This is a genomic window from Flavimaricola marinus (assembly GCF_900184895.1).
GTDB classification, from domain to species: Bacteria; Pseudomonadota; Alphaproteobacteria; order Rhodobacterales; family Rhodobacteraceae; genus Flavimaricola; species Flavimaricola marinus.
The window spans coordinates 26,307-42,504 of the sequence record NZ_FXZK01000006.1 but is presented as its reverse complement, the minus strand read 5'-3'; the positions used below and the strand labels follow the sequence as shown (position 1 = coordinate 42,504).

16 protein-coding genes are annotated in these 16,198 nt (G+C 61.9%); 13 read left to right on the top strand and 3 right to left on the bottom strand.

The window, feature by feature from the left end:
• The first annotated feature begins 11 nt into the window (after positions 1 to 11).
• From LOM8899_RS14970 to LOM8899_RS14950, 5 genes are all read left to right on the top strand, one after another.
• Positions 12 to 1,235 (top strand): cytochrome P450, encoded by a 1,224-nt coding sequence (locus tag LOM8899_RS14970; RefSeq protein WP_093993059.1) that lies wholly within the window; start codon positions 12 to 14, stop codon positions 1,233 to 1,235.
• A 12-nt stretch (positions 1,236 to 1,247) separates the two neighbouring features.
• On the top strand, positions 1,248 to 1,571 hold the full coding sequence (locus LOM8899_RS14965; RefSeq protein ID WP_093993058.1) for a 2Fe-2S iron-sulfur cluster-binding protein: 324 nt from the start codon (positions 1,248 to 1,250) through the stop codon (positions 1,569 to 1,571).
• Positions 1,571 to 2,755, top strand: a complete 1,185-nt coding sequence (locus LOM8899_RS14960) for an NAD(P)/FAD-dependent oxidoreductase (RefSeq protein ID WP_093993057.1) — start codon at positions 1,571 to 1,573, stop codon at positions 2,753 to 2,755. Before LOM8899_RS14965 ends, LOM8899_RS14960 begins: the two co-directional genes overlap by 1 nt.
• A gap of 12 nt (positions 2,756 to 2,767) precedes the next feature.
• Entirely contained in the window at positions 2,768 to 3,271 is a 504-nt protein-coding gene (locus LOM8899_RS14955; RefSeq protein ID WP_093993056.1) for a MarR family winged helix-turn-helix transcriptional regulator, read from the top strand.
• A gap of 123 nt (positions 3,272 to 3,394) precedes the next feature.
• A complete protein-coding gene (locus LOM8899_RS14950) occupies positions 3,395 to 4,921 on the top strand; it encodes a GMC oxidoreductase (protein WP_211096208.1) in 1,527 nt (508 codons plus the stop codon).
• A 104-nt stretch (positions 4,922 to 5,025) separates the two neighbouring features.
• Here LOM8899_RS14950 and LOM8899_RS14945 read toward each other — a convergent pair whose 3' ends face one another.
• Entirely contained in the window at positions 5,026 to 5,883 is an 858-nt protein-coding gene (locus tag LOM8899_RS14945) for a helix-turn-helix domain-containing protein (protein ID WP_093993055.1), read from the bottom strand.
• A gap of 188 nt (positions 5,884 to 6,071) precedes the next feature.
• Here LOM8899_RS14945 and LOM8899_RS14940 point away from each other — a divergent pair, with 188 nt between their 5' ends.
• The 7 genes from LOM8899_RS14940 (at position 6,072) to LOM8899_RS14910 (ending at position 12,860) form a co-directional block, all read left to right on the top strand.
• Positions 6,072 to 7,310, top strand: coding sequence for an amino acid ABC transporter substrate-binding protein (locus LOM8899_RS14940; RefSeq protein ID WP_093993054.1), 1,239 nt, complete (start codon positions 6,072 to 6,074; stop codon positions 7,308 to 7,310).
• 98 nt (positions 7,311 to 7,408) lie between these two features.
• On the top strand, positions 7,409 to 8,272 hold the full coding sequence (locus tag LOM8899_RS14935) for a branched-chain amino acid ABC transporter permease (protein ID WP_093993053.1): 864 nt from the start codon (positions 7,409 to 7,411) through the stop codon (positions 8,270 to 8,272).
• A gap of 2 nt (positions 8,273 to 8,274) precedes the next feature.
• Complete coding sequence (locus tag LOM8899_RS14930; RefSeq protein ID WP_245820556.1) at positions 8,275 to 9,189, top strand: branched-chain amino acid ABC transporter permease; 915 nt, start codon at positions 8,275 to 8,277, stop codon at positions 9,187 to 9,189.
• Positions 9,186 to 9,914: an ABC transporter ATP-binding protein gene (locus tag LOM8899_RS14925; RefSeq protein WP_093993051.1), complete on the top strand. Its 729-nt coding sequence runs from the start codon at positions 9,186 to 9,188 to the stop codon at positions 9,912 to 9,914. The genes LOM8899_RS14930 and LOM8899_RS14925 overlap by 4 nt, the downstream gene beginning before the upstream one ends.
• Positions 9,907 to 10,617 carry an ABC transporter ATP-binding protein gene (locus LOM8899_RS14920; protein ID WP_093993050.1) on the top strand — a complete coding sequence of 237 codons (711 nt, stop codon included), beginning with the start codon at positions 9,907 to 9,909 and terminating at the stop codon, positions 10,615 to 10,617. The genes LOM8899_RS14925 and LOM8899_RS14920 overlap by 8 nt, the downstream gene beginning before the upstream one ends.
• 12 nt (positions 10,618 to 10,629) lie before the next feature.
• Positions 10,630 to 12,081 carry an aldehyde dehydrogenase gene (locus tag LOM8899_RS14915; RefSeq protein WP_093993218.1) on the top strand — a complete coding sequence of 484 codons (1,452 nt, stop codon included), beginning with the start codon at positions 10,630 to 10,632 and terminating at the stop codon, positions 12,079 to 12,081.
• An 11-nt stretch (positions 12,082 to 12,092) separates the two neighbouring features.
• Positions 12,093 to 12,860, top strand: a complete 768-nt coding sequence (locus LOM8899_RS14910) for an SDR family NAD(P)-dependent oxidoreductase (protein ID WP_093993049.1) — start codon at positions 12,093 to 12,095, stop codon at positions 12,858 to 12,860.
• Between the two features lies 1 nt (position 12,861).
• Here the strand turns inward: LOM8899_RS14910 and LOM8899_RS14905 are convergent, their stop codons facing one another.
• Positions 12,862 to 13,404 (bottom strand): 2,4'-dihydroxyacetophenone dioxygenase family protein, encoded by a 543-nt coding sequence (locus LOM8899_RS14905; protein WP_093993048.1) that lies wholly within the window; start codon positions 13,402 to 13,404, stop codon positions 12,862 to 12,864.
• Positions 13,405 to 13,446: 42 nt separating this feature from the next.
• Complete coding sequence (locus tag LOM8899_RS14900) at positions 13,447 to 14,169, bottom strand: IclR family transcriptional regulator (protein ID WP_133065045.1); 723 nt, start codon at positions 14,167 to 14,169, stop codon at positions 13,447 to 13,449.
• A gap of 106 nt (positions 14,170 to 14,275) precedes the next feature.
• On the opposite strand from LOM8899_RS14900, the gene LOM8899_RS14895 reads away from it, so the two are divergent.
• Positions 14,276 to 16,006, top strand: a complete 1,731-nt coding sequence (locus tag LOM8899_RS14895; protein ID WP_093993047.1) for a thiamine pyrophosphate-requiring protein — start codon at positions 14,276 to 14,278, stop codon at positions 16,004 to 16,006.
• Positions 16,007 to 16,198 lie beyond the last annotated feature (192 nt).

Below are 16,198 nucleotides of genomic sequence, written 5' to 3'. Positions count from 1 at the left end.
GAAGCGAAACTATGACACTCATCGAAGGCCACAAGCCGATCACTCCGGCCGACGGTATCCCGGTCTGGGATGTCGATCCCTACGACGAGGCCATTCTGGCCAATCCCGACGCCTATTATGCGAAATTGCGCGAGCTTGGCCCGGTCGTCTATATTCCGCGCTACAGCATTCTGGCCGTTGGGCAGTATGCAAGCGCTCACAAGTTGTTCACCAACCATGAGAATTTCATCTCTTCCCGCGGCGTCGGGCTGAACGATTTTGCGCTCGAAGAACCGTGGCGTCCGCCGTCGATCATTCTGGAGGTCGATCCGCCCGATCACACGCGGACGCGGCGTATCATGGCAAAGGCGCTATCGCCCAAGGTGGTCAAATCCCTCGCGGACATGTTCCGGGCCGAGGCGGAAATCATCGTAGACGATCTTCTGCGTGAAAGCAGCTTCGAGGCCGTCACAGGCCTAGCCGAGCGGTTTCCCGTGACCGTCTTTCCGAAAGCGGTCGGCATGCGGGATGTGCATCATCGGCACCTCGTCGACTACGGCTCCTGCGTTTTCAACGCCATGGGTCCGGACAATGCGCTGCGCCGGCAGGCACTGGAACGCAATGCGATCATCGGGCCGTGGATCATGGCGGCCTGCGCCCGCGACAGGCTGACGGACGACGGTCTGGGAGCCATGATCTATGCCGAAGCCGATGCCGGAACCATCACCGAAGCAGAAGCCGCCATGCTGGTGCGCTCGTTCCTTTCGGCCGGGGTCGATACCACTGTGACAGGGATCGGAAATGCACTTTGGTGCCTTGCGAACAACCCGGCGGAGTGGGACCGGCTTCGTGCGGACATCACCTTGGCCAGACCGGCCATCGAAGAAACCCTGCGTTTTACCTCGCCGGTGCACACCTTTGGGCGCACCGCTGCCCGCGACACCGAAATCGCCGGTTACCCGGTCGAAGAGGGCAGCAAGATCATCTGCGTTCTGGGGGCGGCAAACAGCGATCCGGAAAAATGGGGCGATCCCGGGACCTTCCGGATCGACCGGCGACCTCTTGGACACATGGCCTTCGGTGCAGGAATCCACGGCTGCGTGGGGCAGAATATCGCCCGCGGCGAGATCGAAGCGATCCTGTCGGTCATGGCCGAACGGGTCGCGCGGATCGAACCTGCCGGAGACGCAGTCTGGAGACCGAACAACGCGATCCATGCCTTGGATCAGTTGCCACTGAAATTCATCCCGAACTAAGGAGAAATAGACATGGTGAAAGTCACCTACATCGCCCACGACGGCACAGAGACGACCCTTGACGGTGCTGAGGGCGATAGCGTGATGGCCACGGCGATTTCCGCTGGTCTCGATGGTATCGTCGGCGAATGCGGTGGTTCGATGATGTGTGCCACCTGCCATTGCTATGTCGACGATGCTTGGTCCGACCGGACCGGCCCACGCAAGGACGGCGAAGACGACATGCTTGATTGCGCGGCAGACGACGTAAAGGACACCTCGCGCCTGTCTTGCCAGATCAAACTGACGGCCGAGCTTGACGGTCTTGTCGTGCACCTGCCATCGTCGCAACTCTGATGTCAGGCGTGTCGGAACACGTGGTCATCGTCGGGGCTGGTCAAGGCGGCCTTCAAGCGGCGATGAGCCTGCGGACCGAAGGGTTCACGGGACGGATCTCACTGATCGGTGAAGAGCCGGGGCTGCCCTACCAACGTCCGCCATTGTCCAAGGCCTACCTCAAGACAGGTGCGGCCGATGCCTTGACGCTGCGACCGGCAGCCTTCTTCGAAAAGCACGACATCACCTTGGTAACAGGCACACGTGTCGATAGCATCGTCCGGGACACCGGCCATGTACTTCTTGGCTCCAAGACCCTCGGTTACGACCATCTGATCCTCGCGACTGGCACCCGTAATCTGCGGCCGCCGATCGACGGACTCGAGCATGCCTTGGACCTGCGAACCCTCGAAGACGCCAAAAGGCTGCGGAAAGAGCTGGACCGGCCGCGCACCTGCGCCGTAATCGGGGCCGGGTTCATCGGGCTCGAGTTTGCAGCCGTCGCGCGTGCGTTGGGGCACAAAGTGACCGTGGCCGAGGCCGCCCAGCGCCCGATGGCGCGCGCGGTTTCTAGCCCGATCGCCGCACGCTTTGCCGAAATGCACCTACAAATGGGAACTCGGCTGTGCTTCGGTCAGGCTGTCAAAGAAGTCGACGAAACCGGCATCCACCTGCCCGACGGCGAAAAGATCGACGCGGATCTGATCCTGCTCGCTGCCGGTGTGCGACCGAATGTCGAGCTTGCCCAGGCAGCCGGCCTGCCATGCGACAACGGCATCGTAACCGACGCGCAATTGCAGACTGCTGACCCGGCGATCTCTGCACTCGGCGATTGCGCGGTCTTCCCCGATCCGCGGACCGGCCGGCTGGTGCGGCTCGAAAGCGTTCAGGCCGCCACCGATCACGCCCGCACGATTGCCAAACGGATCACCCATGGCACCGCCACACCTTACGCAGCAGTCCCGTGGTTCTGGTCGGATCAATCCGACCTTAAATTGCAGATCGCCGGCCTCGCTTTCCCCGAAGACGATTGTATCGAATGCGAGAACGGTTCGGTGCTGCGCTTCGACGGCGACGCCCTGACCGCCGCCGAAACGATCAACAACCCGAAAGTCCACATGAAAGCGCGCAAAATCCTCGCTTTGCAGGCGCCACCCGGTCGTGACACGCTCAAACGGGCCGGCTATGATCTGACGCTGATCTGATGGGATTGCGGAATGGACGATCAAGCACAAGCAGGATCCATTAGGATCTCGGAACCGACCTGCCTGCGGGACGGACATCGGATCATCGATATTCGCAACTACGCACCGTTCCTGCTCAACGCGACAAGCAATGCCTGGCAGCGACGGACCGCCGCGGACTACCGCGAACGGTTCGGGATCGGGATCGTCGAATGGCGAATCCTGTCGATGCTCAATATCGAACCCGGGATCACGGCAAGCCGCGTCTGTGACGTGATCCGCATGGACAAATCCGCGGCAAGCCGGACCCTGAGCGATCTCAACACGCGCGGCCTGCTCTGCTTTGAAGCATCCGAAAAAGACACGCGAAAGCGCCGCTGGTGGTTGTCCGACGATGGTCGGCGCAAGCACGACGAAGTGCTCTCGGCGGCGCTCGAGCATGAGGGAGAGCTTGTCCAAGACATCGACCCGGAAGATTTCGAGATCTTCCTCAAGGTCATCCGTCAAATGCTCCGCAACCTCGATCCACGCGACTAGTCACGGAGAAAAGGCGGCGGCTGGACCGGCTTGCGCAATCGGCGCCATAGTCAAAGTCGGGATTGCCACGATGTTGTTTTCCCGCTTCAATTCGGCATTCTCGAAGAACCGCTCGAGGGCACCGTGGAAACGATCAAAACAGACGTGGTCATCATCGGCTCCGGAGTTGGCGGCAGCGCGGTCGCACGCCAGATTGCCGGCAGCGGCGCCAAGGTGCTGATCCTCGAACGCGGCGATTTCCTGCCCAACGAGCCACAGAACAGCGATGCCGAAGCGGTCTTCGGGCAAGCCCGGTACAAGACCAAGGATGAATGGCAGGACGCGAAAGGCCAGCGCTACAGACCCGGCCAATATTACTATGTCGGCGGCCATACCAAGTTCTACGGCACGGCGATGTTTCGGTTTCGCGAGAGCGATTTCGATGCGACCGAAATGGATGGTGGAACCTCGCCCGCATGGCCGTTCAGCTACAAAGATATCGAGCCATACTACGATCAGGCAGAGCAGCTCTACGGCGTCCGGGGGCAAACCGGGGTGGATCCGACAGAGCCTCCCCGCGCCGCGTTCCCGCATGCCCCCGTCCCGCACGAGCCGACGATTGCAGCGTTGGCAGAGAGATTGTCCGAACAGGGACTGCATCCGTTTCACATGCCCTCCGCCATCGATTTCGGACCGGGGGGAACATGTCGACGCTGCGGAACCTGTGACGCCTTCGCCTGTCGCTTCGACGCCAAGGGCGATGCCGAAACCCGTGTGCTTCGGCCCCTTCTTGCGCATCCCGACGTGCGGCTGGAACGGTGCGCCCGCGTCACACGCCTGCGAACAGACGCCCAAGGGCAGCGTATCGTCGCCGCCGAGGTCTCTCGCGGGGGGGAGGTGTTTCATGTCGAGGCATCAACGTTTGTGCTCAGCGCAGGGGCGATCAACTCTGCACTGATCCTTCTGCGCTCGGCCTGCGAGGCGGCGCCAGACGGGCTCGCCAATCGTTCGGGCGTGGTGGGTCGCTACCTGATGAATCATCACCTCACCGGTTTGATGGGGGTCAACCCCTTTGCCGTGAACGGGACGCGGTTCCCAAAGACCCTTTCGGTCAATGATTTCTATCACGGACTACCCGGCGATGCGGACGCAAGAGGCAATGTCCAGATGCTCGGCAATATTCAGGGCGCGATGATCCGCGCCACCTACCCCGCCACCCCGCACGTTCTTGCCAACTGGCTCGGGCGGCATTCCGTTGACGTGCTGGCCATGTCGGAAGACCTGCCAAACCCCGACAGCCGGGTGCGATGGCGCGACGGCGATCAGGTCGAGGTCGACTACCAGCCCGGAGGCAGCGCCGCGCATGATCGGTTCGTTCGGCATGTGAAACGCGTCTTGCGGCGGACCGGGTTCCCGATGGTTCTGCGGCACAGCTTCGGCATTCAGGCACCATCGCATCAGTGCGGCACAGTCCGAATGGGTGACGATCCCAAAGCATCGGCGCTGAACGACTTGTGCCGTGCGCATGACCATCCGAACCTTTACGTCGTCGATGCCGGATTCTTCCCGTCGTCTGCCGCACTAAACCCGGCCTTGACCATCGCGGCTCAGGCGCTTCGGGTCGGCGCACATCTGCGGCAGGAAATTGGGGCCGGCATGACGCGCGATTGAGAGACCCATTGGCAAGCTCCCCGGCGCATGCCGGGCGCGGCAGCTTCTTGACTGTGTTGGACAATTGACTGCCTGAACCGGCAGTCTGGGGAAGGTCCGCCCGATCAGGGCCAATCAGCAAAGGAAATCTCTTCCGAGCGCGACCGCCAAAGTGGCGCAAAGGTGCGACGGAACTTGCTCGGAGCGAGCTTCTCATGGCGACGGAAGAACCGGGTAAAATAGGCGGCATCGCCAAAGCCGAGCTTGTATCCGATTTCGGCCACCTGCAGATTCGTCGTGACCAACAGGGCCTTTGCCTCCTCCATCAATCTCTTCTGAATGTGTTGATGCGGCGGAATACCGATCGCGCAACGGACCGCTTCATTCAGCCGGTCCCGCGACACGCCGATCCGGCGCGCATATTCACCGACGGTCCAATGGTTTTGCAGGTGCAATTCCACGAGGTTCAGAAAGCTGTCTGATATCCGATGAGGCTGTGGCTGCGTGGCCTGCAACGGCGGGGCTGCAGCCCGCCAGATCTCGATCATCAACAATGAGACACAATAATCGACAACGGTCTCACTGCCCGGTTCGAGTTCATGCAACTCGGTTTCGATCTTGTTGAACAAAGCAACAAGGGACTGGATCGCCCGGTCCGAGAGCTCGGACAGGAATATGCGGCGGCTGACAACCTCGCGCACATGGGCGGAAATGACATCTGTCGGCAAGGCGCGACCAAGGGCAGGCACAGGCATCCGGATGAGAAACCCGCGCGTGCCCGCGGCGACAGATATCTGGCTGGCCCATCCCGTCGGCGCCCAGATCAGACAGGGGCCAGCGACGTCGCGCTCGACTTCATCGGAGGTGAACACGCCGCGGCCCGAAACAATCAGCATGAAGGTGGCACGCCCACCGGAAGTGGTGAACTCGGTGTTGGTAAGCGCGCTCTTGATGCGCTCTGCCTGAATCGTCTGACGGATCAAGGTTTCTGCATTCCTCTGAGAACGGCGATGTCTTCCGTCAAAAGTGCAATTATTCCCTCAGATTGTCCATTAGCCTGCCGCAGCGGAGGGCGTAGGCTCCTGAACAAGCCCGGCCAGAGGAGAGGCGCGGGCTCGGGAACGTCGGCCGAAAAGGCCGCGATATCCTGTGATATCTTGGGAGGAAGACCATGAAAAATTCGTTTTCGGAGACCATCCATTCGGTTCGACATCTGACAAGTTGTGCTGTCGCGGCCGTAGCACTTGCGGCCGGCAGCACCGGCCTCATGGCGCAAGAGCGCGAGAGTGTGACTATTGGATATGTCATCTCCAAATCAGGGCCGAATGCCGGCGGCGCGGACATGACCGTAACGCCAAACTACGAACTATGGGTCCAAGAGGTAAACGCCGCAGGCGGCTTGACCCTGCCAGACGGCAGCCAGCTGCCGATCGAAGTCATCGCCTATGACGACCGATCCTCGGCAGAAGAAGTCGTGCGCGGGATCGAACGTCTGGCCACGCAAGACGAGGTCGATTTCATCCTTCCGCCGTGGGGAACAGGCTTCAACCTCGCCGCGGCGCCGCTGTTGGCAAGGTTCGGCTATCCACACCTCGCCGGCGCAGCCGTTACCGACAAGGCGACCGAATTCGTGGAGCGTTGGGACACCAGCTTCTGGTTTATGGGTGGTAGCGCCGACTACGTCTCCGCCTTCACCGACGTGCTCGTCGCCGAGCGCGATGCCGGGCGGATCAACAACTCGATCGCCATGGTTTCCGTGGCAGACGGCTTTGGCATCGATCTGGTCAAGGCAGCCCGGCCGACTTTCGAAGAGGCCGGCTTCGAGATCGTCTACGATCAATCGTTCCCTCCGGAAACTTCTGACTTTGCAACAATCATCGGCGAGGCTTCCAATTCCGAGGCCGACACCTTCGTGGCATTCAGCTACCCGCCACATACCTTTGCGCTGACCAAGCAATCCACGGTCGTGGGCTTCAATCCCCCTGTGTATTACCTCGGCGTCGGCGCGGCCTTCCCGATCTTTCCGGGCGTTGCGGGCACCAATGTCGAAGGCGTCATGAGCCTCGGCGGCATCGATCCCAACAATGCATTGAACGCCGCCTACCGCGCGCAACACGAAGAACTCATCGGGCGGGCACCGGATTATTGGGGTTCCGTTCTGATCTACGCGTCGCTGCAAATGCTTGAACAGTCGATCGAACGGGTCGGACTGGACCGGGCTGCCGTCGCAGAAGAACTCTCAACTGGGACGTTCTCGACAGTTCTCGGCGAAGAAACCCGCTTGGAGAACAACCAGTTGCGGGCCATCAATTGGGTCGGCCAATGGCAGAACGGAGAATTCGTCGCGGTTTCGCCGGAGGGTGGAAACGGGCTCGCGGCCGTCCAGTTGCCAAAGCCGGACTGGGAATGATACTCGGCGGCCATTGAGGCAGCGACCAATCCAGAGTGCGGCGGAGACCTCCGCCGCACTTCGCAACTCTCACTCTTCTGTCAAAGACCGGACTTCTCATGCTTGAACACGTCGTAAACGGGCTGGTGCTCGGCGGCACATATGCGCTCGTCGCCATGGGGCTCACCATCCAGTACGGGATCGCGCGGATCATGAACCTCAGCTTCGGGGATACGATCATCGCGGCCTGCTTTGCCACCTACGTCCTGTTCTCCGTCTTTGCGATCAATCCGATCCTGGCCCTCTTGATCGTCGGTCCGACGGGTTACGTCTTCAACCTGCTGATCTACCGTTTCATCATGAAACCACTGGTCGCGCGGGCACCGGACGAAGGGGCGTTGGAAGTCGACAGCATCCTCGTCACCTTCGGCCTGCTCTTTGTCATTCAGGGGGTGCTGCTGGTCATGTTCGGAGGCGGCTACACCAGCTACAGTTTCCTGAATTCACCGGTCAGCATGCTGGGAACCGTGGTCGCGGGCAACAGGCTCGTGGCCTTGGTGCTGAGCCTGACGTTTGGAGCGGTTCTCGTCGGCGTGCTGTATCGCACCCGCTGGGGGATGATCCTGCGAGCGGTGGCTACCGCACCGCAAAGTGCGCCGCTCTTCGGGATCGACACGAACCGCGCCGCGCGCACCGCCTTTGCGGTCGGCGGAGCGTTGGCCGCCACAGGCGGTGGTGTGGTGTCGATGTTCCAGACATTCACCGCCACGGCGGGGGTCGTCTTTACCATGAAGGCGCTGATCGTCGTGATCCTCGGCGGCAAAGGCAGCGTGCCCGGCGCCATCGTCGCAGGGTTGCTGCTTGGGCTCGTTGAAACCTTCGTCGCGGCCTACATCGATCCGGGCCTGACGCTCGCCGCGGTCTATACCGTGTTTCTGGTGCTGCTGCTTGTGCGGCCAAACGGATTGTTCGGAAAGGCATGACCATGAAAACCTCTCATGCATTTCTGCTCGCGGCCGCCGTGCTTGCGCTACTCGCTGCCGCGCCGCTTTTGATCCCCGACTACTGGACCGGCGTGCTGCTTGGGATGACAGGCTATGTCACGCTCGCAACGGCCTGGGCCATGTTCTCAGGGCCGACGCGCTATGTCTCCCTGGCCACCGTCGCCTTCTTTGGGGTCGGCGCCTATACGGTCGCCGTGCTGAACGAGACGTTGCCATATCCGCTCGTGCTGCTCTGCGCCGGAGGGATCGGCATGGTCATGGCGCTGATCGTCGGCTTCTCGACGCTCCGGCTCGCTGGCGTCTATTTCGTGATCTTCACCTTTGGGCTCGCCGAGCTGGTGCGGCAGACCGTCAGTTGGTGGGAGGTGAACATCACCTACACCATGGGGCGGTATGTGTTTCTGCCATTCGAAGGGCGGCACATCTACTGGCAGCTTCTGGCGCTCGCAGCGGCGACGTTCCTCATCTCGTGGGGGATCGGGCGGTCGCGGATCGGGCTGGCGCTCAAGGCGCTGGGAGACGACGAAACCGTCGCGGCACATGCCGGTGTCGACGTGACGCGGATCAAGCTCCTGCTGTTCGTCATCTCGTCCACGATCATCACGCTCGTCGGGGCCATCCAGGCGCCGCGCTGGACCTATATCGAGCCGTCCATCGTCTTTAATCCCACCGTTAGCTTCATGACGCTGATCATGGCGCTTCTGGGCGGAGCGATGCGGCTTTGGGGGCCACTGGTCGGCGCGATCCCGCTGTTCCTGTTGTTCGAGTGGCTGTCGGTCAGCTTTCCCGATCACTTCTCGATCATCCTCGGACTGCTGTTCATCCTGATCGTCTTCGTCATGCCCGAAGGCGTCCTGGCCAAGATCGAAACGCTGCGCAAAGGAAGCCCGAAATGAGCGCGCAACTCGAAATCAGCAACCTGCAAAAGCGGTTTGGCGGCCTCGTGGCGGTTGCGGGCGTCTCTTTCTCCCTCGCTCCGGGTGAGGTTGTCGGGCTCTTGGGGCCCAACGGGTCAGGCAAGACGACGGTGCTCAACATGATCTCGGGCGCGCTGCCGTGCGATGGCGGAACCGTTCGAGTTGGTGGCGCCGACATCACGCGACTGAAACCGCACCAAGTGGCCAAGCACGGCGTGGCCCGCACCTTCCAACTCGTGCGGCCATTGCCCACACTGAACGTCGCTGAGAACGTGCTGCTGTCGCTCGCCTTCGGCAAACATCGGCACTGGGGGAAAGAGGCACGCGATCGGGTCGAAGAGAAGCTCGAATTCGTCGGGCTGGCAGGTCGCGGACAAGAGAAAGTCGGCAATCTGACCTATATCGACCAAAAGCGGATGGAGATGGCACGTGCACTCGCCTCCGAACCGGACCTACTGTTGCTCGACGAATGGCTCGCCGGGTTGAACCCTTCCGAGCTGCGCATCGGGATCGAGCTCGTGCAGCATTTGCAGGGGCAAGGGATGACGGTGCTTCTGGTGGAACACATCATGGAAGCGGTGCGCGCCCTCTGCTCGCGCTGCATCGTGATGAGCGCGGGAGAAAAGATTGCTGAAGGGCCCTCTGCGGAGGTGCTGCAAGAGCCCGCCGTGATCAAGGCCTATCTGGGTGACGACCATGCTTGAGCTCAAGAACCTGACCGTGCGCTACGGAAAACATCTTGCGGTAGACGGGGTCAGCTTTTCCGTCACGAAGGGTGAGGCCGTGGTGGTGCTCGGCGCCAACGGCGCGGGCAAGTCCTCAATTCTCAAGGCCGTTGCAGGCACGGTGGCCTTGTCCGACGGCTCCGTTGTGCTTGGCGGCGAAACGCTGACCGGCATTCCGGCTCACAAGGTCACGAACCACGGCATCGCCCTCGTCCCCGAAGGACGTGGTGTGATTGGGCGGATGACGGTCGAAGAAAACCTTCGGCTGGGGGCGACGCCGCAACGGGCGCGGGCGTCGGAAGACGATACGATGGCCCAAGTGTTCGAGATCTTCCCGCGACTGAAGGAACGGCGCAGCCAATTCGTTCACACCATGTCGGGTGGCGAACAACAAATGGTCGCCGTGGGCCGGGCGATGATGTCGAAACCGGACTACCTGCTGCTCGACGAGCCGAGCCTCGGCCTCGCTCCCATCGTTGTGGGGGACATGTTCAAGGCATTGGCGCGCGTGCGGGAGACCGGAGTCGGGCTCCTGATCGTCGAGCAGAACGTCAGGATCAGTCTGCGGCACGCGGATCGCGGCTATCTGCTCGAAGCGGGCCGGATCACCGGGTCGGGAACCTCCGAAGAATTGATGAACGATGCCGCCGTAAGGCAGGCATTTCTGGGCGGCGACACATAAATGGAGAAAAACATGAGCGTTTTGGATCTCTTGATCGACGGCGAAAAGGTAAAGGCCGAAGGCGGTCGGACTTTCACTCGAAAAAATCCCCTCACCGGGGGCGTGGCGACAGAAGCGGCCGCCGCGTCCGTCGAGGATGCAAATCAGGCCGCCGATGCGGCGGCACGCGCCTTCCCGGGCTGGTCCAACACCGGCCCCGGAGAGCGGCGTCGGCTGCTGCTGGCCGCTGCAGACAATCTCGAATTGCGCAAGGACGACATCGCTCAGGCCATGGCCGAGGAAGTCGGCGCCACGGCAGCTTGGGCCGGGTTCAACGTGATGCTCGCGGCTGGAATGCTGCGTGAAGCGGCTTCCATGACGACAATGATCAAAGGCGAGGTGATCCCCTCCAACCGACCCGGCTCGATGGCCATGGCGATCCGCCAACCGGCCGGAGTGGTATTGTCGATCGCCCCTTGGAATGCGCCAGTCATCCTCGGGGTGCGGTCGATCGCGATGCCGCTGGCCTGCGGGAATACCGTGGTAATGAAATCGTCTGAACTGTCTCCACGGACTCACGCGCTGATCGTAGAGGCGATGCAGGAGGCGGGCCTGCCGAACGGAGTGCTCAACGTCTTGTCCAACGCTCCCGAAGACGCCAGCGAGATCGTCGAGGCGCTGATCGCCCACTCTGCCGTTCGCCGGGTGAACTTTACCGGTTCGACCCGCGTCGGGCGGATCATCGCCAAACTGGCCGCCGAAAATCTGAAACCGGCGCTATTGGAGCTGGGCGGCAAGGCTCCGATGATCGTGCTCGACGACGCCGACCTGGACGCCGCCGTCGCCGCCGCGGCCTTTGGCGCCTACATGAACCAAGGGCAAATCTGCATGTCGACCGAACGGCTCGTCGTGCACGAAGGCATCGCGGATGCCTTTGTCGAGAAACTGGGCGAAAAGGTCCGCAGCCTGACGGTCGGCGACCCGCGCGAGGGCAATACCGCGCTTGGCTGCGTGGTCGACATCGGCGCCGTCAACCGGATCATGGGCCTCGTGCGTGATGCACAGGACAAAGGCGCAAAGATCGTCGCCGGCGGGCAGGCCGACGGGGTCTTGATGGAGGCGACGCTAATCGATCACGTCACCCCCTCGATGCGGATATATACAGAGGAAAGCTTTGGCCCCACAGCCTCCGTCGTGCGGGTGAGCAGCATCGACGAGGCAGTCCGGGTCGCCAACGATACCGAGTATGGGCTGTCCGCCAGCATCTTTGGCCGCGATACCGTCCGCGCCATGAATGTCGCGAAACGCATCGAGAGTGGCATTTGCCACATCAACGGCCCTACCGTGCACGACGAGGCGCAGATGCCCTTCGGCGGGGTCAAGGACTCCGGCTACGGCCGGTTCGGTGGCATGGCGGCGATCGAGGAATTCACCACGCTGCGCTGGATTACCGTCCAGGACGGCCAACCGCATTACCCGATCTGATGGCGGACCCAATGTTCGATCTTGGCGAAAAGGTCTGCGTCATCACCGGTGGCGCAGGGTCATTGGGCTTGGCGGCGGCCAGCCTTTTGCAGGCACAAGGCGCACGTCTGGCGCTGATCGACCTTGATCCGGAGGCGCTTCAGTCGGCCGCACAAGACGCGCTGACGGTCACCCCCGAGGCGGTGCTTTGCCTCAAGGCAGACGTATCCGACGAGGCGCAGGTCCAATCCGCCATCGCTCAGACCGTCGCGCACTTCGGTGGCATCGACGTGCTGCTGTCGAATGCAGGCAATTTCGGGACCGTCGCCCCGATCCAGGAATACCCGACAGACGTCTTCGACAACGTGCTGTCCGTGCACGTCCGAGGCGCCTTCCTGATGGCGAAACATACCGTGCCGCACATGAAGAGAGGCGGCAGCATCGTGTTGACCTCCAGCGTCGCGGCAACGCGCGGCGATCCAGGTGTCTATGCCTACATCACCGCCAAACACGCGCTGACGGGGCTGATGCGGGTTCTGGCAAAAGACCTCGCTCCGCGTGGGATCCGTGTGAACGCCATTGCCCCCGGCCCCATCGAAAACGACTTCCAACTTCGGGTGGAGGACGGGCTCGGTGCTGAGATCGGGCGCGACGGGACGGAGTTCTTCAACGAGATGATCCCAATGGGGCGGCATGGGACGGCTCAGGAGATCGCCGCGTCGATCCTCTATCTGGCCTCGGCGCAGTCGAGCTTCACCACCGGCCACGTATTGATGGCCGATGGCGGGATGTCGGTCTGACCTAGCGAAACAGCTTTTCGATCTGCTCGGCGCCGAGGCCGACCTTGTCGTAATGCGCCTTGCACATGGCGATGTAGTCGTGCACGTCGAAGTAGCCATCAGGCTCGCCGTCTTCATCCAGCCAGATTAACGGTCCGGTGACCTTGAAATAAGCTTTCATCGGGTCTTCGTGTTCGTAGGCCACCAGTGTATGACCCTCGCCCGGCGTCTCGTAGACGAAGTCGCCCGCCGTGGCGACCCAGTCGTGTTCCAGATAGCCCCACTTGCCAGAGATCGTGAAGGCAAAGACCTCGTGCGGGTGGTAGTGGCGGTTCACAAGGCCCGGCCCGGTCGCCATGAGAATATCGCACCATTGGTTCTTCGACGGCGAAATCCACAGCGGCCTGGAGAATACGGTCTCGGTGAACGGCACATAGTAGCGCATATCGTCATCCGCGACGTTGGACAGATAGACTTCGGGCTGGGCATCGGGCTGAAACACCTTGGTGATCGGCTTGAGATCGCGCCAGAATTCGGTGCCGCTGGGTTTGGGGTCGTCTGTCATGGGCTTGGCTCCTCCCATTTGGGTTCAATTCAGGCTGCCGCTTCAGCCTCCCAGAGCAGCGGCAGCACGGTTCAACTCGGAGATGGCAGCCTCGACGAAGGCGTCGTCCATCCGGCTCAACATGCCAAAGGCGGACAGGGTTAGCACGGCTTTGCCGCCTATCAGAACCGGAACGGAAACAGCCGCGATGTCAGGCTCGTTGTCGCCTCGATTGAGGGCAAAGCCCTTGTCTCGCGCCTCAACCAAGGCAGGCTCGACACACTCGATCTGAGCGTCTTTCACCCCCTGCGCCTTGGCCCAACTGGCACTGTCCCGCGCGGACATATGGGCCAGAAACAGTCGGCCCTGCGCGGTGTTGAGCATCGGCAGCGTGGTGCCGATTCTGATGTTCACCGAAATCGGTCGTTGGGCCTGAGATACAGCCACGCACATCGGGCCGCGCGGCGTGAACCGACAGGCCATCACGGATTCGCCAAGAGCGTGCCGGACCTTGTCCAACGTCGCGGGCAGGGCCTTTGGCAAAGGGGCCAGCTCCTCGGCCATACGGCCAAGTCGAGCCAACCGAGGACCGGGTGCAAACACCCCGCGCCGCACTGTCGAAAGCACGCCAGCCGCCTCCAAGGTGACAAGGAACCGATGTGCCGTGGCGTATGACATGCCAAGTTCCCCGGCGACACTGTCCGGCGTCAGTTCAACACGCTCTTCTCCAAAGAGGTCCAGCACATCAAAGGCCTTGATCACGGATTGATTGATCGGGGTCGCCACGCTGTGTCCTTCAGACTTGTGATTGGCACAAATGTTTCGCACAATATCACTTAATGCAAATCGAATCTCATTATATGATTTTTGAAAGGGAAAGGATACCGGCACAATGGCGGAAACTCGGCCGATCACAGCGGGTGGTGCGATCTTCGGTAAGCTGAAGGCGCTGGGTGTGGATTATGTCTTCACCAACTCCGGAACGGATTTCCCCCCGATCATCGAAGGCCTTGTCGAAGCCCGCCGGGCCGGCATCGACCTGCCGGTGCCCGTCACCGTTCCACACGAACATGCCGCCGTCTCCATGGCGCACGGCTATTGGCAGATCAGCAAGCGGCCGCAAGCGGTGTTGCTGCACACGAACGTCGGTTTATCCAACGGGGTGACAGGGGCGATCAACGCGTGGTGCGACCAAGTCCCGATGATCCTGATGTCCGGACGCACTCCGGTGACCGAGCATTCGCGCTTTGGCGCGCGCACCGTGCCGATCGGCTGGGGGCAAGAGATGTTCGATCAAGAGGCGCTGATCCGCGAGACCACAAAGTGGAATTACGAACTGCGGTTCGCCGACCAGATCTCGGAGCTGATGGACCGAGCATGGGCCATCGCCAATTCGACGCCCAAAGGGCCGGTCTACCTCAGCCTGCCCCGCGAAGTGCTCTGCGAGCCTTGCCCTCGCGCCGGGCTCGACGCGCCCTCGCGCATGGCCCCCGTCACGACAGCCCCCGATGCCGACGCGTTGGCCCGCGCAGCACAGACGCTCTTGTCAGCCGAAGCCCCCTTGATCATCGCACAACGAGGCGCAGGCAGCGCGGCGGGCTTTGCGGCGCTGCAGTCACTGTGCGAACGCTACGCCCTGCCCCTGTCCCACTACTGGTCCAACCAATTGGCCATGCCGCTGTCACACCCGATGCAGGTCGGCGCCGATCCCGGCCCTTGGTTGGAAAAGGCGGACGTGGTGCTTGTGCTCGACGCCCTCGCACCGTGGTTTCCCGACAAGGTGAAGTTGCGTGATGATGTCACCGTCATTCAGGCCGGACCGGACCCGCTCTTCTCCCGAACGCCGATCCGCAACTTCCCCGCAGCCTTGACGCTGTCGGGCCCGGTCGACACCGTCATCACGGGGCTGGCCGCCGAGATGAACAGACAATCGGGCGACAGTGCTCTCGCCACCGCGCGGCGCGACCGGATCACCACCGCATCCGATGCAACGCGGGCCCAGGTCGTGGCCCTTGCGGAAAAGGGCTGCGCCGCACCAATGAGCAAGGATTGGGTCAGCTTGTGCCTCGGCCGGGCGATCAAGGCCCAAGTCGACGCAGGCCGCCGCGCCACAGTGTTCCACGAACTCGGCTGCCCCCTGCCCGCTCTTGATCTGGAGCAACCCGACAGCTACTTCCAAGAGCCGCATTCCGGCGGGCTCGGATGGGGACTGCCCGCCGCCATCGGGGCGCAAATGGCCGACCCCGAACGCTTGGTCTTCGCCACCATGGGTGACGGCAGCTACATGTTCGCCAATCCCACAGCCTGCCATCTCGTCGCCGAGGCTCAGGAATTGCCGATCATCGTTTTGGTGCTCAACAACGAAGAATGGGGCGCCGTGCGGCATTCGGTCGAAGGGCTCTACCCGCAAGGGTCCGCGCGGGCCGCCAACGAAGTGCCGCTGACATCCCTTAGACCAAGCCCCGACTTCACGCAAACCGCCGCAGCCAGTCGCGCCTATACCGAAACCGTCACCGATGGCGCCGATCTGCCAGACGCGCTCGACCGTGCGATTTCGGTGGCGCGATCGGAAAAGCGTCAGGTGCTGCTGAACATCGCAATCGCGCGGACGGCGCCACACTGACGGCGCAGAAACCGTCGCGCACCTTGGTGCAAACGCGCCAAGTGAATAGATTCCAAGCGTCTGATTTAAGAATATTTTTCATCAGAATATCGGAGGGATCCCGCACATTTTGACGGACCGAACTCCTGCCTCGCCGGGGGGCCGAATTGCCTCGGTCATCGCCACGAAACACCGTCGAAACGACAGGTTCCT